At 61.2% G+C, this 17,540-nt stretch carries 20 protein-coding genes; 7 read left to right on the top strand and 13 right to left on the bottom strand.

Annotated elements, in window-relative coordinates:
- Positions 1-32 precede the first annotated feature (32 nt).
- The gene (locus ABK249_RS09305) at positions 33-1,022 is read left to right on the top strand and encodes a glutathione S-transferase family protein (protein ID WP_348862681.1); all 990 of its coding nucleotides are present in this window, start codon (positions 33-35) and stop codon (positions 1,020-1,022) included.
- 12 nt (positions 1,023-1,034) lie between these two features.
- Here the strand turns inward: ABK249_RS09305 and ABK249_RS09300 are convergent, their stop codons facing one another.
- Complete coding sequence (locus ABK249_RS09300; protein ID WP_037148075.1) at positions 1,035-1,523, bottom strand: NUDIX domain-containing protein; 489 nt, start codon at positions 1,521-1,523, stop codon at positions 1,035-1,037.
- 66 nt (positions 1,524-1,589) lie between these two features.
- Here ABK249_RS09300 and ABK249_RS09295 point away from each other — a divergent pair, with 66 nt between their 5' ends.
- The 3 genes from ABK249_RS09295 to ABK249_RS09285 all read left to right on the top strand — a co-directional run bounded on the left by ABK249_RS09295 (position 1,590) and on the right by ABK249_RS09285 (position 3,967).
- Entirely contained in the window at positions 1,590-2,543 is a 954-nt protein-coding gene (locus ABK249_RS09295) for a metallophosphoesterase family protein (protein ID WP_037148683.1), read from the top strand.
- 96 nt (positions 2,544-2,639) lie between these two features.
- Positions 2,640-3,119, top strand: a complete 480-nt coding sequence (locus ABK249_RS09290) for a sigma factor-like helix-turn-helix DNA-binding protein (RefSeq protein WP_348862679.1) — start codon at positions 2,640-2,642, stop codon at positions 3,117-3,119.
- Between the two features lie 2 nt (positions 3,120-3,121).
- Positions 3,122-3,967 carry an anti-sigma factor family protein gene (locus ABK249_RS09285; protein ID WP_348862678.1) on the top strand — a complete coding sequence of 282 codons (846 nt, stop codon included), beginning with the start codon at positions 3,122-3,124 and terminating at the stop codon, positions 3,965-3,967.
- Between the two features lie 58 nt (positions 3,968-4,025).
- On the opposite strand, the gene ABK249_RS09280 is transcribed toward ABK249_RS09285, so the two are convergent.
- The 3 genes from ABK249_RS09280 to ABK249_RS09270 form a co-directional block, all read right to left on the bottom strand.
- Positions 4,026-4,439 (bottom strand): endonuclease domain-containing protein, encoded by a 414-nt coding sequence (locus ABK249_RS09280; RefSeq protein WP_348862677.1) that lies wholly within the window; start codon positions 4,437-4,439, stop codon positions 4,026-4,028.
- A gap of 176 nt (positions 4,440-4,615) precedes the next feature.
- Positions 4,616-6,340 (bottom strand): 2-isopropylmalate synthase, encoded by a 1,725-nt coding sequence (leuA, locus tag ABK249_RS09275; protein WP_348862676.1) that lies wholly within the window; start codon positions 6,338-6,340, stop codon positions 4,616-4,618.
- A 325-nt stretch (positions 6,341-6,665) separates the two neighbouring features.
- Positions 6,666-7,850, bottom strand: a complete 1,185-nt coding sequence (locus ABK249_RS09270) for a benzoate/H(+) symporter BenE family transporter (RefSeq protein WP_348862675.1) — start codon at positions 7,848-7,850, stop codon at positions 6,666-6,668.
- 218 nt (positions 7,851-8,068) lie between these two features.
- Between ABK249_RS09270 and ABK249_RS09265 the strand changes: the two genes are divergently transcribed.
- Complete coding sequence (locus ABK249_RS09265) at positions 8,069-9,103, top strand: MerR family transcriptional regulator (protein WP_348862673.1); 1,035 nt, start codon at positions 8,069-8,071, stop codon at positions 9,101-9,103.
- 65 nt (positions 9,104-9,168) lie between these two features.
- Here the strand turns inward: ABK249_RS09265 and ABK249_RS09260 are convergent, their stop codons facing one another.
- Positions 9,169-9,756, bottom strand: coding sequence for an ATP-dependent Clp protease proteolytic subunit (locus tag ABK249_RS09260; RefSeq protein ID WP_348862671.1), 588 nt, complete (start codon positions 9,754-9,756; stop codon positions 9,169-9,171).
- Positions 9,757-9,975: 219 nt separating this feature from the next.
- Between ABK249_RS09260 and ABK249_RS09255 the strand changes: the two genes are divergently transcribed.
- Together ABK249_RS09255 and ABK249_RS09250 are read left to right on the top strand one after the other, a co-directional pair.
- Positions 9,976-10,563 (top strand): HupE/UreJ family protein, encoded by a 588-nt coding sequence (locus ABK249_RS09255; protein ID WP_348862670.1) that lies wholly within the window; start codon positions 9,976-9,978, stop codon positions 10,561-10,563.
- Positions 10,564-10,659: 96 nt separating this feature from the next.
- On the top strand, positions 10,660-11,475 hold the full coding sequence (locus ABK249_RS09250) for a DUF2076 domain-containing protein (RefSeq protein WP_348862669.1): 816 nt from the start codon (positions 10,660-10,662) through the stop codon (positions 11,473-11,475).
- Positions 11,476-11,565: 90 nt separating this feature from the next.
- Here ABK249_RS09250 and ABK249_RS09245 read toward each other — a convergent pair whose 3' ends face one another.
- The 8 genes from ABK249_RS09245 to ABK249_RS09210 all read right to left on the bottom strand — a co-directional run bounded on the left by ABK249_RS09245 (position 11,566) and on the right by ABK249_RS09210 (position 17,401).
- Positions 11,566-11,763, bottom strand: a complete 198-nt coding sequence (locus tag ABK249_RS09245; RefSeq protein ID WP_037148093.1) for a hypothetical protein — start codon at positions 11,761-11,763, stop codon at positions 11,566-11,568.
- A 21-nt stretch (positions 11,764-11,784) separates the two neighbouring features.
- Positions 11,785-12,249 carry a preQ(1) synthase gene (gene queF / locus ABK249_RS09240; RefSeq protein WP_210054088.1) on the bottom strand — a complete coding sequence of 155 codons (465 nt, stop codon included), beginning with the start codon at positions 12,247-12,249 and terminating at the stop codon, positions 11,785-11,787.
- Positions 12,246-13,166 (bottom strand): cation diffusion facilitator family transporter, encoded by a 921-nt coding sequence (locus ABK249_RS09235; RefSeq protein WP_348862668.1) that lies wholly within the window; start codon positions 13,164-13,166, stop codon positions 12,246-12,248. Before ABK249_RS09235 ends, queF begins: the two co-directional genes overlap by 4 nt.
- 181 nt (positions 13,167-13,347) lie before the next feature.
- Positions 13,348-13,650 carry a HigA family addiction module antitoxin gene (locus tag ABK249_RS09230; RefSeq protein ID WP_037148097.1) on the bottom strand — a complete coding sequence of 101 codons (303 nt, stop codon included), beginning with the start codon at positions 13,648-13,650 and terminating at the stop codon, positions 13,348-13,350.
- Positions 13,651-13,677: 27 nt separating this feature from the next.
- On the bottom strand, positions 13,678-13,959 hold the full coding sequence (locus ABK249_RS09225) for a type II toxin-antitoxin system RelE/ParE family toxin (protein ID WP_348862667.1): 282 nt from the start codon (positions 13,957-13,959) through the stop codon (positions 13,678-13,680).
- An 81-nt stretch (positions 13,960-14,040) separates the two neighbouring features.
- A complete protein-coding gene (locus ABK249_RS09220; protein ID WP_227703284.1) occupies positions 14,041-14,649 on the bottom strand; it encodes a LysE family translocator in 609 nt (202 codons plus the stop codon).
- 56 nt (positions 14,650-14,705) lie between these two features.
- Positions 14,706-15,209 carry a GNAT family N-acetyltransferase gene (locus tag ABK249_RS09215; RefSeq protein ID WP_348862666.1) on the bottom strand — a complete coding sequence of 168 codons (504 nt, stop codon included), beginning with the start codon at positions 15,207-15,209 and terminating at the stop codon, positions 14,706-14,708.
- Between the two features lie 2 nt (positions 15,210-15,211).
- Positions 15,212-17,401: an anthranilate synthase gene (locus ABK249_RS09210; protein WP_348862665.1), complete on the bottom strand. Its 2,190-nt coding sequence runs from the start codon at positions 17,399-17,401 to the stop codon at positions 15,212-15,214.
- Positions 17,402-17,540: the final 139 nt, after the last annotated feature.

Genomic DNA, 17,540 nt, shown 5'->3' with positions numbered 1-17,540 from the left:
CTATTGCCACAAAGGAACCGAAGGAGACCGCCATGGGCATGCTCGTCGATGGAAAATGGCAGGACGTCTGGTACGATACGAAAGGAAGCAAGGGCCATTTCAAACGCGCCGCGTCGCAGTTCCGCAACTGGCTAACGGCCGATGGTTCCGCCGGTCCCTCCGGCCGGAGCGGCTTCAAGGCGGAAGCAGGACGCTACCACCTCTATGTATCCTATGCCTGTCCGTGGGCGCACCGCACGCTGATCTTCCGCAAGCTGAAAGAACTGGAAGACCTGATCTCCGTTTCTGTCGTCGATTACCTGATGCTGGAGAACGGCTGGGAGTTCAAGAAACGCGAAGGCGCCACGGGCGATGATCTCTTCGGCTCGGATTATCTCTATCAGGTCTATCTGAAAGCCGATCCGAACTATTCCGGTCGTGTCACGGTGCCAATCCTGTGGGACAAGCAGCAGCAGACGATCGTTTCGAATGAGAGTTCGGAGATCATCCGAATGTTCAACAGCGCCTTTGACGCCCTCACTGGCTCAACGGCGGACTTCTACCCGGGAGACCTGCGCGACGAGATCGACAAGCTGAACGCCCTCGTCTACGACACGGTCAATAACGGCGTCTACAAGGCCGGCTTCGCCACCGCTCAGGACGCCTATGAACAGGCCGTCACGCGCCTGTTCGAAACGCTCGACATTCTGGAAAAGCGGCTTGCCGAGAGTCGCTATCTCTTCGGCAATCGCCTGACCGAGGCCGATTGGCGACTGTTCACCACCCTGTTGCGCTTCGACCCCGTCTATGTCGGCCACTTCAAGTGCAACATCCGCCGCATCGCCGACTACCCGAACCTCTCAGGCTACCTGCGCGACCTCTACCAGCATCCGGGCGTGGCGGAGACCTGCAACCTGTTCCACATCAAGAACCACTATTATGGCAGCCACCGCACCATCAATCCAACCGGCATCGTGCCCGTCGGTCCGGCGATCGACCTCGATACGCCGCACGGGCGAGAGAAATTGATGAAAGCGGCGTGAGTAACCTGCCTCTCACCAATAATCCGATTTCTCAGATTCTCCGCTTAACTCCTTGATTCGGCTTCGCGTCGCAACCGTCGCATCCTTTGGCAATGCGTCCAGTGCGAAGAAGCCGCTCTCGGCGATTTCGATATCCGGCATGCGTGGGGCGATCTGCTCCACGGTCACTCGATAGAACAGGACATGGTCGCGCCGGCTGGTGTTGCGATTGTAGTAGACGTGGAAAAGCTCGGGCTCTCCGCAGATTTCAAGATTGCCTTCTTCGCGCAATTCCTTGCGAAGTGCCGCGAGCGCGGTCTCGTGCCGTTCCATGCCGCCGCCCGGCATATACCACCCCGCGACATAGGTGTGGCGGACAAGGAAGATACGGCCTTCCGCATCGAAGCAGGCGGCGCGCACGCCGAGCGTCATGCCGCGCTTCAGGATGAAGAACCGATGCGCCAGCCAGACCATCGCTCTGCTCCGAAATCCACGGATCTCCGGAATGCCCACTTCACTCATTCATAACTCCGAGAGCAGCCGGAGAAATCGATAACGATTTCCCCGACGATGCGTTATGTGTGCGCCATGTTCAAATTCGCGCATATTTCCGATATCCATTTGGGACCGCTTCCAAGACTTTCGCTCCGCGAGCTTTTCTCGAAGCGCATCACGGGTTTTGTGAACTGGCATCGCAACCGGCGCAAGCATCTTTTCGTCAACACCCTCGACCTGCTTTTAAGCGATTTGAAGACGCATGAACCGGACCATCTGGTCGTAACCGGCGACCTTGTCAATCTTGCAACCGGTATCGAAATCAGGCTTGCCGGCGAATGGCTGGAGACGATCGGCGACCCGATCGAGACCACTGTCGTGCCTGGCAATCACGACGCCTATGTGCCGGGCGCGCACGACAAGTCGGTCAACGCCTGGTATCCCTTCATCAGGAGCGACGATGGGCCGGCGGATTGGCCGCAGGACGACCACGTCTTCCCCACCTTCCGCCGGCGTGGGCCGGTCGCGATCATCGGCTGCTCCACCTCGAACGCCACGCCCCCCTTCTCCGCTTCGGGATACTACAGTCCCCGGCAGGCGCGCGAGACGGTAAACCTTCTGAAGAAGGCCGGCGAGGAAGGGCTGTTCCGCGTCGTGCTGATCCATCACCCGCCGATCCACCGCGCCACGTCCTCGCACAAGCGCATGATCGGTATCCGCCGCTTCGCTGCCGCCATCTCCACCGGCGGGGCCGAACTGGTCCTGCATGGCCACACACATCTCAACACGCTCTACTGGCTGACGAGCCATCACGGCCAGGTACCGGTCGTCGGTATAGCCTCCGCCTCGCAAGGCCCGGGGGGCCACAAGCCGCGCGCGGCCTACAACCTCTTCACGCTGTCGGGAGAACCGGGCGCCTGGAACCTTCTGTGCGAGCGTCACAGCCTGACGGAGAACGGCGATGGCGTCGCACTCGACAACAGCCGGCTTCTCTACGGCGAACTCCCGGCTACGGCATCGATTCCCGAAGCGGCCAGAATGTTGTAGAATCAATGCTGTGATTGTTGCGGAATCGCCACAATCCGGTCATAGCTAGTAGCTTGCAGCCGTCATTGTAACGCAACCGCGAGAGCGTCCTCGTCCATGAACCAAGCGAGCTTATCGACCGATATTCGGCGCGACCTCGTCGCCCTCCTGCCGCGCCTGCGCCGTTTTGCGCTGACGCTGACGGGAAATGCGCCGGAAGCGGACGCTCTGGTGCGCGAGGTCGCCGACCGGGCGATCCAGAAGAGCCATCACTGGAAAGGCGAAGACCGGCTGGAGAACTGGCTCTTCAGCATGATGCGCAGCACCCGTGCGGACGAATCACGCAAGCGCAAACGGGTAAATCCGGATGCGACCGATAGCGGCAACGCCCCCGGAAATCGCAAATCATCGAATGCGCTTCTGTCCATGCCGGAAGGGCTCGCGAGCGCCCTGCTGCTGGCGGACGTGGAGGGTTTTACCTATGCCGAAGCGGCTGCGATCCTCGGTATCCCGGCCGATCAGTTTGTGGCCCGGCTCTGCGCCGCCCGTCTGAAGCTTTCCTCCGTCGGCACTGCAACAAGCGAGCGTCGAGCCTGATCATGGGAGCCTTCAAACCATCGCCGCTTGAGCTGCAGCTCTCCGCCTATATCGACGGGCAGGCCAACGAACGCGACCGGCAGGATGTCGAGGAATTGCTGGTCAACGACCCGCAGGCCCGGGCGCTGCACGACGCGCTGAAGCATGGGGCCGAAACCGGCCGGCGCGCCTTCGAAGACATGCTGAAGGAACCGGTGCCGCTCGATCTCGTCCGCGCCATCAGGAATGCGGCGCTGCCGCGCAAGGCCATCCGCCTGCCGCACGCGCCCCATCCGACACTTTCGTTCAAGCCCTCCGGCCCCCAGATCGCCGCCGCCTGCCTTGTCCTTTTCCTCCTTGGTGGCGGGATCGGGTACCTCGTTGGCGCCCGCCCTGTCGCATCGGAGACTGCACTGATTTCAGCGACTGCTGCGAACAGCCGCGACTGGGTTGACGACGTCATCGCCCATTATCGGCTCTATGCACGGCAGACCAATCATCTTGCGGAGATACCCGCTGAAAGGCCCGCAGATATTCTCGAATGGCTGACGACCAATACCGGCGTCGGCTTCCGTATTCCCGATCTCAGCGACAGCGGCTTGACCTTTCAGGGGGCACGTCTGTTCCCCGCCGGCGACGTGCCGGTCGGCCAGCTTCTCTACCGGCGCACCGATGGCGACGGGGACGGCGACGTGGTCGCCATTTCCTTCACCAAGACCCGGCTGGAGGGAAACCGCTCGATCGAGGAGATCCGCAATGACACGGGCCTCGTTTCCTGGGTGACCCCGCTCGCGACCTACATGGTCGTCGGCCCCTCCTCCGCCGCCGATCTGGACGACATCGCGGCCAAGGCGGCGGGACTGATCTGAGCCTGCAATCGGGAATCCGCTTGCTCCGTACCCTCTCTCCGCCTGCGCGGGGATAGGGTTAGGGCGAAGAGCAATCAACTCCTGCTGGAATAAATCTGAGGTCATACGCTTCGACAGGTTCTCTCAACCGGCCATCCAAAATAGCGACGACGGTTTCGAGCACTGGCCCCATCTCATTCAATACGTCTACGTTCCAGAAACGCACGACCGACCATCCTTGAGTGGTCATGAACTGATCGCGCTGGCGATCGTATTCACTGTCGGCATGCTGACTACCATCGACCTCGATCACCAACCGCCTCTCACGGCAAACAAAATCCGCAAAGTAAGGTCCGACCGGAAATTGCCGAACGAACTTAAAGCCGTTCAAGCGCCGCCCGCGCAATTCATCCCAAAGCTTCGCCTCCGCATCATTGTCGAACTGCCGCAATGACCGTGCGCGACTGATTATCTTCGGCTTTCCCCCACGCATCTGCCCCTCATCCCCCTGCCGGGACCTTCTCCCCGTTTCACGGGGAGAAGGAAATATGCCGCATCGACCAATTCCCCTCAAGCCTTTCGACCTGGCGGACGGGAGATAGGGGCACGTCCCCTCTCCCCGCAAGCGGGGAGAGGGTTAGGGTGAGGGGCGATTTAAACGGTCCACCCTTATCCTCGCTCTTCCAGCACCCGGTTCGCCGCCGAGACGATCGCCTCCAGCGAAGCCGCGACGATGTTGGTGTTGATGCCGGCACCGAACAGCTTTCCGCCCGGATACTCAATTTCCACATAGGCGATGGCCGAAGCGTTGGAGCCGTGCTGCAGCGAGTGCTCGGAATAATCGGCGACCGACATGTCGATGCCGAGATAGGTCGAGAGCGCGTTGATGAATCCGTCGATCGGCCCCGTCCCCTTTCCCTCGATGCGCTTCACCTCGCCGCGATCGGTGATCTCGGCTGCCACGATCCGAACCCCCTTGTGATCGCTGCCTGCCGGATAGGTGTGATGGTCGACGAATTTCAGCCGCGCGCCGGGCTGTTCCACGTAGCGCTCGATGAAACGGTCGTAGATGCGCTTGGAAGGAAGCTCCACGCCTTCTTCGTCGGTGATCCGCTGGATGTCCTCGCGGAATTCGACCTGCAGGTTGCGCGGCAGGTTCAGTCCGTAATCCTCCTGCAGGATATAGGCGATGCCCCCTTTGCCGGACTGGGAGTTGATGCGGATGATCGCCTCGTAGGAGCGGCCGACATCGCGCGGGTCGATCGGCAGGTAGGGCACCTCCCAATGGGGGTCGTTGGCCTGCCTGATCGCCTTCATGCCCTTGTTGATCGCATCCTGGTGCGAGCCGGAAAAGGCCGTGTAGACCAGTTCGCCGACGTAAGGGTGGCGCTCCGGGATCTTCATCTCGTTTGAATATTCGTAGACCGCCTTGATCCGCTCGATATCCGAGCAATCCAGTTCCGGATCGACGCCCTGGGTAAACATGTTGAGCGCCAGCGTGACGATATCGACATTGCCGGTGCGCTCGCCATTGCCGAACAGCGTGCCCTCGACGCGGTCGGCGCCTGCCATCAATCCCAGTTCCGTCGCCGCGATGCCGGTGCCGCGGTCGTTATGCGGATGCAGCGAGATGATGATGTTCTCGCGGTCGTCGATGTTGCGGCACATCCATTCGATCTGGTCGGCATAGATGTTCGGCGTTGCCATCTCGACGGTCGACGGCAGGTTGATGATCAGCTTGTTGTCGACGGTCGGCTTCACCACCTCGATCACCGCGTTACAGATCTCCAGGGCCACGTCCAGCTCGGTGCCGGTAAAACTTTCCGGCGAATACTGGAAGCGATAGCCGCCACCTGCTTTTGCAGCCATGTCGGTAATCATCTTCGCCGCATCGACGGCGATCTGCTTGATGCCGGCGACGTCCTTGGCGAACACCACGCGGCGCTGCAGTTCACTGGTGGAATTGTAGAAATGGATGATCGGCTGGTGTGCGCCTTCCAGTGCCTCGAAGGTACGGGTGATCAGCTCCGGCCGGCACTGCACCAGCACCTGCATGGAAACGTCTTCCGGCACACCGCCCTGTTCCACACACCAGCGGGCGAAGTCGAAATCGGTCTGCGAAGCGGAGGGAAAGCCGACCTCGATCTCCTTGAAGCCCATGTCGAGCAGGAGTTTGAACATGCGGGCCTTGCGGTCGTGGCCCATCGGATTGACCAACGACTGGTTGCCGTCGCGCAAGTCGACGGAGCACCAGATCGGCGCCTTCGTGATGGTTTTCGACGGCCAGGTGCGGTCGGGAATGTTGATTGTCGGATAGGCGCGGTATTTCATCGCCGCTTCCGGCATGCCGTGTTTCACGGTCGGCATTTCAGGAGATTGGGTCTTGGCGTCCATGATCTGGAGTCTCTTCTCGCTTCACGCATCGCTTGGCGCCCTTCGGGGCAAAGCCATTGCCGATGCGGACCTTTAACGGTCTGATGTGGATCGGTCTTGAACGTTTGTGAGAGGAGCTCTTACGCCGGCAGGCTTGATCGGCCGCCGGGCGCTCCTCAACGGACCCGGCAACCGCGCGTAAGGTCGAGGCTAAGAAGCGAGGAAAGCGCAAGAACCGGTGCCCCGGCCGCGATGCGGCTGGTCGGCAAACGGTCGGACATGATTGCGCCTGTCATGGTCATGGGCGGATGTATAGCCGCGACCGGATTTTGAGGCAAGTGCCCGATTATTTTTTCGGCGATTGCATGAAATGCCTGAGCGCCATCATCGCGCCGCCGGCGACCAGCCCCCAGAAGGCGCCGGAAATGCCGGCAAACGAGGCTCCCGAGGCGGTGACGAGGAAGGTGATCGCCGCCGCCTCCCGCGTTTCCGGTTCCCGATAGGCTGCGAAGGCCGCGCTGGAGAAGGCATTGACAAGACCTAGCCCTGCTACCGCCTGCAAGAGGATCGGCGGCGCCAGCGACACGAAGGCTATGATGCCGCCGGCGACAAGACCGAGTCCGATATAGCCGAAGCCGCCGACGATCGCCGCCCAGTATCGTTTTGCGTGATCTGGATGGGCATCCTCGCTGGCGCACATGGCAGCGGTGATCGCCGCCATGTTGACCGGCACGCCGCCGGTGAGCCCGCCGAGGATCGAGAAGATGCCCGTGCCGGCAAACAGCAAACCCGGCGGCGGCTCGTAATGATGCACCTTGAGGATCGCGATGCCCGGAATGTTCTGGGACGCCATGGTGACGATGAAAAGCGGCACTGCGACGGAAACGATCCCGCTCCAGGTGAAGACAGGCTCGATGAAAGTGAGGTCCGGATGGATCGCCGCACCGATCTGTTCCATCGTATCCGCCGGCAGTTCGACCCCAAAGATCAGCACCAGCACGAGTGCAACGAGTGCCGCCGGCACGGCCCAGAGCCGCCAGCGCGAAACCACCACCATCCATGTGAGCACGATCGGCAGGCCGAGCGCGGCATTGAACGCCACCGCCTTCACCGGCGCGAGACAAAGGCTCAGCAGAATCCCGGCAAGCATGGCGTTGGCGAGCGGCGCCGGGATCATGCGGATCACCCGGCCAAGCGGCCGGAAGAGGCCCGAGAGCACGATCAACGCACCGCAGACGACGAAAGCGCCAACGACTGCGGGAAATCCGCCCTCGATCACGCTGATGCCGGCAAGCAGCGCGGCACCCGGCGTCGACCAGGCGATGCTGATCGGCATGCGGAACCAGGCTGAGAAGACGATCGCCAGCAGGCCCATCGAGACGGATTGCGCAAGCAGCGCCGAAGCGATCTCCGGTGCGGTCGCGCCCATCGCCTGCAATCCCTGCATGATGACGGCAAAGGAACTGACGAAACCGACGAAGGCGGTAAGCAGGCCCATCATCAGGGCGGAGACGGAGAAATCCTTGAGCATCTCGGGCGGGACTCGTGAACACGAAAATCGCTATCGAGCATAAGCCCTGCGGGAAAGGCAAGGCGCGTTTGCGGCATAAGGGTACGGCAGTCGGCGAAAAGTCATGGGCGAAATGAATGGCGGCGATCGATAATCCGCCGTGTCCTCACAAACAGGGTTGACCCGGCCCTTGGGGCTGCCCCGATAGAGAAGCGGTCAACAACCTACGAGGTGATTCCTTGACGTCTACCGCACAATATCTGAATGCGTCCGAGGCCGCCGAGCGGCTCGGCATATCCCCGAAGGCGCTCCGCCTTTACGAACAGCGCGGCCTGGTTTCGCCAGCCCGCACGTCCGCCGGCTGGCGAACCTATGGTCCTGCCGAATTGGCTCGTGCCGCCGAGATCGCAGCACTGAGAGCGCTCGGCCTCAGCCTCGCCCAGGTGGCGCGGATTCTGAAGGGCGATCCGCAAGGCCTCGAACCGGTGCTTGCCGCTCACCAGATACGACTTGAAACCGAAGCCCGCCGTATCGCCGAGACGGTCCGGACGGTTCGTACACTCCGCACCGATCTGGCCGAAGGCCGTCCACCGAAGATCAACGAACTCGTGCGGCTGACCAAACCGGCAGCCGAGGTGGTCGCCGCCTTCGACCTGCCGTGGCCCTGGGGCGGGGAACGGTTCGAGCTCACCGACATCAAGCCGCTGAACTATATCATCGGCCCGCTCGGCAGCGGCAAGACGCGGCTCGCCAAGGCGATCGCCGACCATCTGCCGGGCGCGGCTTTCGTCGGCCTCGATCGCGTAAAGGACGATGCCGCCGAAGCAGGAGTTCGAATGGAAGCCGATCCTGCGCTGAAAGCCCAGGTCGAGCAAGCGCTTGCCTGGCTTGTCGAGGACGGCGCAACGATATCGCCGGCCTTGATCGAGCTCGTCGCCGCATTGGAAGCCGACGATGCGGCCATCCTGGTCATTGATATGATCGAACAGGGACTGGATCAGGCCACGCAGGAGGCCGTCATCGCGCATCTGCGCAGTCGCAGATCCGATGCATGCCCGCTCTTCATGCTGACGCGCTCGTCGGCTATCCTCGATCTCGCCGCCGTCGGCCCTGACGAGGCGATCATCCACTGCCCGGCCAACCACAATCCGCCGGTCCGGGTGATGCCCTATCCGGGCGCGCCGGGCTTTGAAGCCGTCGCGACCTGCCTTGCTTCACCTGAGATTCGAGCCCGCACCGAAGGCGTCATCGCCTGGCGGCCGCAGGTGGCCTAACCTCTGAGACAAAAAAGCCCCGCCGGCAATACCGGCGGGGCTCCGTCTTTAGGAATTCAAACGCGTCAGATTTCGTTCTGCGAGGTGATGATCCGAGACACAAGGCCGTAGTCCTTGGCCTCTTCTGCGCCGAGCCAGTAGTCGCGGTCGATATCCTTGGCGATCTTGTCCCCCGACTGGCCTGTGGCCCTGGAGAAGATCTTGATCAGCCGCTCGTTCATCTTGATGATCTCGCGCGCCTGGATCTCGATATCGGATGCCATGCCCCGCGTGCCGCCGGACGGTTGGTGCAGCAGGAAGCGGGTATTCGGCAGCGCGATACGACGCTCCTTCGGCGCGGCGACATAGATCAGTGCACCGGCCGATGCCACCCAACCCGTGCCGATCATCCAGACCTTCGGCTTGATGAACTTGATCATGTCATGGATCGAATCGCCCGATTCCACGTGCCCGCCGGGCGAGTTCACATAGATGCGGATGTCATCGTCGCTGGCGGCGGAGAGTGCCACTAGCTGTGTGCAGACCTTCTGAGCCAGTTCCTGGGTGATCGGCCCATAGATGAAGATCGAACGCGACTTGAAAAGATTCGCCTCCGTCTCCTTGCCGAGCGGCAATTCTTTCGTCTTCTCGTCGTTTTCGTCTTCGTCGTTCATCACGGTCACAGTCTCCTGCATGGGATTCATGATACGGGACATAATGTGTTCGCCGCCGTAAGACAATGGAGGGGAAGTCGAAGACTCCCACCTTCTGATAGCTAAGGTGAATGACGTACCCCGAGTGCTCCAGGATAGCCAATTGGCGATAGACACGCGGAAGAGGCTTGCCTATCCTCCGATGTCATTTCGCATGCTCATAATTTCAAGGGGATCACGATGCTGAAACGCCTTTCACTCACCGCCGCCATTTTCACCGCCGCCACGGCACCCGCCCTCGCCCATCTCGATCCTGTGGAGCACGGCTCCTTCATGGCGGGTGTTTCTCATCCGCTGTTCGGCATGGATCATATTCTGGTCATGGTCGCGGTCGGCCTCTGGGCGGCACAGATCGCCAGGGAAGACCGGAACAACAAGGCGCTGTGGGCCGTCCCCGCCGCCTTCGTCGGCACCATGGCCGTGGGCTTCGGGCTGGCGCTTGCCGGCGTGGCGCTTCCCTTCGTCGAGCCCGCCATCCTGGCATCCGTCATCGCGCTTGGCCTGCTGGTCGCCATGGCGGTGCACCTGCCGTCCGTGGTGGGCGCCGTGATCGTCGGCCTGTTCGCACTCTTCCACGGCCATGCGCATGGCGGAGAGCTCGGCTCGGCTGGTGCGCTGCAGTTCGGTCTGGGCTTCGTCGTCGCCACGACGCTGCTGCACATGGCAGGCATCGCACTCGGCCTTGGCATCTCCCGTTTCGCGCCGAACCTCACCCGCATGCTGGGTGGCCTCACCGCGCTTGCCGGCCTCTCGCTGGTCTTCGGCTGAGCGGAAGATTACAAGGATTTAAGCGATTCCGGCTTGGAAAAGCCGAAATCGCTTTCTACCTCCCTGATCATGGCAACCGCCCTCAAGGAGGCAGATATGTCACCGGAAGAACGCCAGCTTCTCACCACCCTTTTCGATCGTGTGCGGACGGCATCTGCAACACCACGCGATCGCGAAGCGGAAGGCTTCATCGATCAGGCAACCCGTGAACAGCCCTATGCCACCTATTATCTGGCCCAGGCCGTCATCGTGCAGGAAAAGGGCCTGGAAGCCGCAGCCAACCGCATCAAGGAACTCGAAGAACGGATCCATGAGCTCGAAGCCGGCGAGAGCGAACATCATCGCGCCGAACAGGGTGGCGGTTTCCTGAGTTCCGTCTTCGGTTCGAGCCAATCCCAGCATCCGACGCCCGGCCCCTCCTCCGGCCCGTGGAGCCATGCCCCACGCCAGAGCTACCGGACGAACCGGGATCACGACGATGGCTATCGCGTCCCGCCGCCATCTTCCGGCCCCTGGGGAAGCCAGGCCCTTGCATCTTCCGCCGGCGGCGGCTTTCTGCGCGGCGCGCTCGGCACTGCAGCCGGCGTTGCGGGCGGCATGCTGCTCGCCAACTCGCTTTCAGGCATCTTCGGCAGCCACATGTCGTCGCTTGGCTGGGGTTCGCCTTCGGAAGGCGCCAACCCCTTCGGCAACACCCCGACTGGGGAAACCGTGATCAACAACAATTACGGTGATGATGCGATCCGGGAAGCTTCTGACAACGATAATGCAAATGCCGGTGACCGCGACGCGAACGACGCCGATTCAAACGACGGATGGCAGCAGGCCGATTACGGCAGCGATGACTTGGCCGACGACCAGCAGGACTTCGACGACGGCGATTTCGACAGCGACGACTCGATGGACGTGTGAGCCTCTGAATAGGGGATGTTCTTGTGGCGACGTGACCGTCGATGCGGTCCTAAAACTTTATCTGCAGGGCGAACTTTAAAATAAAGCAGGTTAGTTGCTCAGACGCCGAAGTTCTTTTTCGGCGTCTGCCAGTTCCTCAGTCCATCGCGTGATGTCTTCAGGCGTGGCGGGATGATCGAATGCGTCTGCCGCATAAGCAGCCAACATGGCTCTGGCCAGCTTGACTCTCGATTGAGCTGTCTGCCTTAGCAAGGCCAATACCTCAGTATCTTCATAATTGTCAGACATTGGCCCTTTTACCTAAATCATTCATCCACGCCCCCGATATGTCGGCACGCCCTGCTCCGGCAGCCAGACGCCGGCCGGCGCCTCGCCGGTCTGCCAGAAAACGTCGATCGGAATACCGCCGCGCGGATACCAGTAGGCGCCGATCCTCAGCCATTTCGGCTGGAGGAGGTCGACGATTCGCCTGGCGATATAGATCGAGCAATCCTCGTGGAAGGCGCCGTGGTTGCGGAAGGAATGCAGGAAGAGCTTGAGTGACTTCGATTCCACCAGATATCCGTCCGGAATGTAGTCGATCACGATATGCGCGAAATCCGGCTGGCCAGTCATCGGGCAGAGCGAGGTGAATTCCGGCGCGGTGAAGCGCACCACATAGTCGGTGCCCTGGTTGCCGTTCGGCACCTTTTCGAGAACCGCGGCTTCCGGGCTCTGCGGCGCCTCGACCTTCGATCCGAGCTGCGAAAGCCCGCTCACATCCGTCATCGTCATTTGCCAGTTCCTTCGACGTCTACCTTCTGTCCATGAGCGCGCTCGCCTTCGGGCTCCACATGGATCGCCAATGTGGCCTCGGGAATAATCGTTTTGATCGCATCTTCCAAGCGGTCGCAGATCCGATGTGCCTGATCGACGCTCATGCCGGCCGGCACGACCAGATGGAAATCGATGAAGGCGGCCGCCCCGGCGCGCCGCGATTTGAGATCATGCACGCCGAGTGCGCCTTCCGAATGGGTCGTGATCGCCTCGCGCACCGCCGCCTCTTCGTCAGGCTCGAGCGCCCGGTCCATCAGCCCGCCGACCGACTGCGAAATCACCCTGTAACCCTGGAACAGGATGTTACAGGCAACCAGGATGGCGAGCACCGGATCGAGAATCGCATAGCCCGTCATGACGGCGAGGATGAGGCCGGCAAACACGCCTGCGGACGTCACCACGTCCGACATGACGTGATGGCCGTCCGCCGTCAGCGCCGGCGAACGATGCGCCTTGCCGACCCGGATCAGCAGTGTTGCCCAGCCGGAGTTGACGAGCGCCGCCAACCCATTGATCGCCAGACCGAGCACCGGCGCATCCAGAAGCTTCGGCGAAAACAACGCGCCCCATGCCTCCTGGATGATCAGCAGCGCCGCGACGACGATCAGCACGCCCTCGATGACCGCCGAAATATATTCCGCCTTGTAATGCCCGAACTGGTGATCCTCGTCCGCTGGGCGTTGTGCATAGCGGATGACGAAATAGGCAATGAAGGCGGCGACCACATTGACGGTCGACTCCAGCCCGTCCGACAGGAGCGCCACCGAACCCGTCACCCACCAGGCCAGAAGCTTGAGCCCCATGACGCCGAAGGACACGGGAATGCCCCAGAAGGCAAGCCGCTCGACTATGGGATCAACCCTTACCGATACCATCACCAGTTCCTCATGCGCATGCGAACGATTTGCAGGACCTGAAGTCCAAAACGCCGAAACCGCCGGAGCGAGGACATCTCGCTCCGGCGGTTTCGAATGGCCGGGTATATGGATCAGGCGGAAAGGTTTGTCAAAGGCGATATCGACAACCGCGACGGAACATCCCTTGATCACAACGGCATCAAGCAGCAGCCTCGTATTCCGGAATGCGCTTCAGTTCATCTTTCAGAGCCTGCGCCTCGATCTTCAGATCGAAGCTGTTTTGAAGATTCATCCAGAATTCCGGCGAAGTCCTGAAGAATCTGGCCAGGCGCAGAGCGGTATCCGACGTGATGCCGGTCTTCTGGGCAACAATGCGTTCAATACGCGTGCGCGGTACGTTCAGCTTCTTGGCCAACGCATATGGGGTCATCTCCAAAGGCCTGAGATAGAGGTCGCATAGAATCTCACCGGGATGAATAGGCGGCAGTTTGCTGACACTCATGATCAATCTCCTTTGTGCCACGATCGGCTAATGGTAATCAGTGATTTCCACCTCTCCCGGCCCGGCTTCAGTCCAGACGAAGCAAATCCGCCACTGCTTGTTGATGCGGATTGAATGCTGGCCTTCTCGATCTCCGGAGAGCTTTTCCAACCGGTTACCCGGTGGAGAGCGAAGGTCTTCCAAAGATGTTGCCGCATTTAAGACAGTCAGCAATTGTTGGGCGCGACGAACCAGATCGGAAGGGAAACCTTTCCTGACCGTGCCGTCATCGATCGATTGAGTGAGCTTGTCCTTGAACAATCGAATCACGGCCAGCCTCCAATGAACGTATCATAGAGAGATACCACCAGAAATCAATCGAAAAGTATCAGGCAGTGATACCATCTTCCCTCACGTTCTCGAAGCGATCATCACGGCCGAGCCCGTGATGATTCCGGCAGAGCAGCGATTGACGATCCTCATGTGGCGCTCTGATTGCACCAGCCGGCGGGCTCGCTCGGCCACCAGGACATAGACGGTCTGAACGGCAAGATCGATGGACACGCCGCCGATCAGGATGAAGCTCAACTGCTGGAGGGACAGCGCGCCCATATCGAAGGCGTGCGGCAGGATGGCACCGAAAAAGACCACTGCTTTCGGATTTCCGATCGTCAGGAAGGCACCGGAAAGAAAGCCTTGCGCCTTGTCGGTCTCGCGCGGAACCGAGGGCATTGCCCCGGCATTCCAGAGCCTGAAGGCGAGGAAAATCAGATAAGCGACACCAAGCCATTTCACCGCAATAAACACCGGCTCGAAGCGCAACGCCAATTGCGAAAGGCCCAGCACGGCGGCCGTCAACCACAGGAAATTGCCGGACACCATACCGATCGCGAACGGAACAGCATTGCGGCCGCCGCGGGACATGACCTGAGCGATCAGCGCACCCTGGCCCGCCCCTGGAAGGGCAGCCGCGATCGTGAAGGATATGATGAAAAACCAGACCGCATCCCAACCTGTCATTGGCTCCTCCTCGAAATGCCTCCGGCGCGGCTTCCAATATCTACGCTCGCGAAAGCCTAGTCAAAAACCACCGCCATCTGGATCGCATCGATAAACCGCCCGTCGATCTTGACCGCATCGCGCGCCATACCTTCCCGCACGAAGCCGACCTTTTCGTAAAGCGCTATGGCCCGCGGGTTATCCGCGTGAACGTCCAGCTCGACACGATGCAGGCCGATTTCGCGCGCCGCCTCAAGCGTCGCCGAGATCAGCCGCGTCCCGAGCCCTTTGTCCCGGTAACCGGGGATGATCCCCATGCCGAGAGTTCCGCGATGGGCGTGGCTCGGCCGGTCGTGGCGGCGGATATCGCACCAGCCGACCACCCCGTCATCAGCCACCGCCACGAATTGCGGATGGCCGCCCTCGATCATGCCGAGCACAAAAGTGCGCGTCGATTCCAGCGGCGGCGCCTCCAGGAAGCTCAAATATTTCCGCTCGCGCGAGACTGTATCGAGCGCCGTGTGGAAGCTCTCGATATGGTCTTCGCGGATGGATTCGATCGCGATGGTTTCGGACAGCATTCTCACGCAGCCTTGATCTTGGCCTTGCGCGACAAATGCGCCACGACGTTCTCGATCATCCGCATGCCGGCATCGCCGCCAAGCGTCATGATCGATTCCGGATGGAACTGCACCGCCGCCACCGGTTCCTTGGCGTGCTCGATGCCCATGATCGTGCCGTCCTCGCTTTCCGCCGTGATGATGAAATCCGGATGCAGCGTCTTCGGATCGGCGAAGATCGAGTGGTAACGGCCGACCGTCACTTCCTTCGCAAGGCCGGAAAAGACGATGCCCGGCTCCAGCACGCGGATGCGGGACGGCTTGCCGTGCATCGGCAGCGCCAGATGCCGGAGTTCCCCGCCATAGGCTTCCGCCAGCGCCTGCAAGCCGAGGCAGACGCCGAAGATCGGCAAGTTTCTTGCCCTCGCCTTTTTGATCGTCGCCTTGCAGTCGAAATCCTTCGGATTGCCAGGACCCGGCGACAGCACCACGAGGTCCGGATCGAAGCGGTCGAACACCTCTTCCGCCACCGGGGAGCGCACCGTCGACACGGTGGCACCCGTCTGGCGGAAATAGTTGGCGAGCGTATGGACGAAACTGTCCTCATGATCGACGAGCAGGATCTTGACCCCTTGCCCGACCCGCGCCACGTCGCGACCGATCTTCGCCGTATTGCCGGTGCGGGCATCGCGAATCGCAGCGATCATGGCGGATGCCTTGAGCTCGGTCTCGGCCTCCTCTTCATGCGGATCGGAATCATTGAGCAGCGTCGCGCCGGCCCGCACTTCCGCGATACCGTCTTTCACACGGATGGTCCTGAGCGTCAGCCCGGTGTTCATGTCGCCGTTGAAGCCGACCATGCCGATCGCCCCGCCATACCAGGCGCGCGGGCTCTTCTCGTGGTTCTCGATGAAGCGCATCGCCCACAGCTTCGGCGCGCCGGTGACCGTGACGGCCCAGGCGTGGGAGAGAAAACCGTCGAAGGCGTCCATGTCCTCCCGCAAGCGTCCTTCGATGTGGTCGACGGTATGGATGAGACGCGAATACATCTCGATCTGCCGCCGGCCGATCACCTTCACCGACCCCGGTTCGCAGACGCGCGACTTGTCGTTCCGGTCGACATCCGAGCACATGGTGAGCTCGGACTCGTCCTTCTTGGAATTGAGCAGCTTCAGGATCTGCTCCGAATCCGAGATAGCATCCTCGCCGCGCTTGATCGTGCCGGAGATCGGGCAGGTCTCGATGCGCCGGCCGGAGACCCGCACGAACATTTCCGGCGAGGCGCCGATCAGATATTCCTGGTTTCCGAGATTGATGAAGAAGGAATAGGGCGACGGATTGATCGCCTTCAGCCGGTTGGAAATCTCCGACGGCTTCGAGTCGCAGCGCTCCATGAATTTCTGGCCGGGCACAACCTCGAACAGGTCGCCGCGCCGGAAACTCTCCTTCGCCTTCACCACAAGCTCGGCATATTCGCCCGGCTTATGGTCGCCCTTCGGCGGCGTCGTGGTCGTCCGCTGGAAAGGTTCCGGCGCGATATCGGCCGACTTGCCTTCGGTCGTGGCGCCATCCTTTGAAAAATCATAGCGGTCGATCCAGGCCTTGGCCGCGTGATGGTCGACGACCAGGATCTCGTCGGGCAGGAAAAGCACCATGTCGCGCTGGTCTTCCGGTCGCGCCATGGAGAGCTTGATGGCATCGAACTGGAAGGCAAGGTCGTAGCCGAAGGCGCCGAACAGGCCGATCGCCGAGTCCGCTTCCGAATAAAAGAGATCGACGATCGCCCGCAGCACGGAGAAGACCGTCGGCATCTTGGAGCGCTCTTCCTCGGTGAAGACGCGCGTCGGCTCCTTGACGGTGAGGTCCAGCCGGCAGGCGGTCCGTTCACCCAGCGTCAGGTCGGCGACCGTCTTCAGCTTGTCGGCGACGAAACCGAGCAACACCTCGCCCCGCTCATTATAGGCTTCGATCCACACCCTGCGGCCGTTGCAGGAAATCCCGAGCGGCGGATCGGCGATCGCCGTATCCCAGCGGGTATAGCGGCCCGGATATTCGTAGTTGGAGGAGAAGACGGCGCCCCGCCGCTCGTCGAGCCGGTCGACATAGGAGGAAATCGCCGTCGCATAGTCGGCCGCGCGCCGCTGCCGGCTGACGGTGATCCCTCCCCGGGTCTCGTAGACTTCCGAACCGTCATCCCGAATGATCGTTACCATTGTCCTGCCTCTCCGATCTGGTTCGCCGATCCCCGTGCGGCCAATAAAAAAGCCGCCTCGGTTCTCGGGCGGCTTTGGTCTTGTCGATGGACATGACTGGTCAAGGCCGCGTAATGCGTGCCGGCCACCAGTTACCAAT

Origin of the sequence: Neorhizobium phenanthreniclasticum (genome assembly GCF_040066075.1) — a bacterium.
In the GTDB taxonomy this organism is placed as follows: domain Bacteria; phylum Pseudomonadota; class Alphaproteobacteria; order Rhizobiales; family Rhizobiaceae; genus Neorhizobium; species Neorhizobium petrolearium.
Note: the sequence above shows the minus strand (reverse complement) of the source record. Positions and strands in the feature narration are given on the sequence as shown.

Excerpts from the sequence above, each read along its gene's own strand:
- leuA (WP_348862676.1), bottom strand. The coding sequence starts at position 6,340 with ATGGACGCCAAGACCCAATCTCCTGAAATGCCGACCGTGAAACACGGC.
- ABK249_RS09260 (WP_348862671.1), bottom strand. The coding sequence starts at position 9,756 with ATGAACGACGAAGACGAAAACGACGAGAAGACGAAAGAATTGCCGCTC.
- ABK249_RS09235 (WP_348862668.1), bottom strand. The coding sequence starts at position 13,166 with ATGGTATCGGTAAGGGTTGATCCCATAGTCGAGCGGCTTGCCTTCTGG.
- ABK249_RS09245 (WP_037148093.1), bottom strand. The coding sequence starts at position 11,763 with ATGTCTGACAATTATGAAGATACTGAGGTATTGGCCTTGCTAAGGCAG.
- queF (WP_210054088.1), bottom strand. The coding sequence starts at position 12,249 with ATGACGATGACGGATGTGAGCGGGCTTTCGCAGCTCGGATCGAAGGTC.
- ABK249_RS09290 (WP_348862679.1), top strand. The coding sequence starts at position 2,640 with ATGAACCAAGCGAGCTTATCGACCGATATTCGGCGCGACCTCGTCGCC.
- ABK249_RS09210 (WP_348862665.1), bottom strand. The coding sequence starts at position 17,401 with ATGGTAACGATCATTCGGGATGACGGTTCGGAAGTCTACGAGACCCGG.
- ABK249_RS09285 (WP_348862678.1), top strand. The coding sequence starts at position 3,122 with ATGGGAGCCTTCAAACCATCGCCGCTTGAGCTGCAGCTCTCCGCCTAT.
- ABK249_RS09255 (WP_348862670.1), top strand. The coding sequence starts at position 9,976 with ATGCTGAAACGCCTTTCACTCACCGCCGCCATTTTCACCGCCGCCACG.
- ABK249_RS09250 (WP_348862669.1), top strand. The coding sequence starts at position 10,660 with ATGTCACCGGAAGAACGCCAGCTTCTCACCACCCTTTTCGATCGTGTG.
- ABK249_RS09230 (WP_037148097.1), bottom strand. The coding sequence starts at position 13,650 with ATGAGTGTCAGCAAACTGCCGCCTATTCATCCCGGTGAGATTCTATGC.
- ABK249_RS09295 (WP_037148683.1), top strand. The coding sequence starts at position 1,590 with ATGTTCAAATTCGCGCATATTTCCGATATCCATTTGGGACCGCTTCCA.
- ABK249_RS09305 (WP_348862681.1), top strand. The coding sequence starts at position 33 with ATGGGCATGCTCGTCGATGGAAAATGGCAGGACGTCTGGTACGATACG.
- ABK249_RS09220 (WP_227703284.1), bottom strand. The coding sequence starts at position 14,649 with ATGACAGGTTGGGATGCGGTCTGGTTTTTCATCATATCCTTCACGATC.
- ABK249_RS09270 (WP_348862675.1), bottom strand. The coding sequence starts at position 7,850 with ATGCTCAAGGATTTCTCCGTCTCCGCCCTGATGATGGGCCTGCTTACC.
- ABK249_RS09300 (WP_037148075.1), bottom strand. The coding sequence starts at position 1,523 with ATGAGTGAAGTGGGCATTCCGGAGATCCGTGGATTTCGGAGCAGAGCG.
- ABK249_RS09215 (WP_348862666.1), bottom strand. The coding sequence starts at position 15,209 with ATGCTGTCCGAAACCATCGCGATCGAATCCATCCGCGAAGACCATATC.
- ABK249_RS09280 (WP_348862677.1), bottom strand. The coding sequence starts at position 4,439 with ATGCGTGGGGGAAAGCCGAAGATAATCAGTCGCGCACGGTCATTGCGG.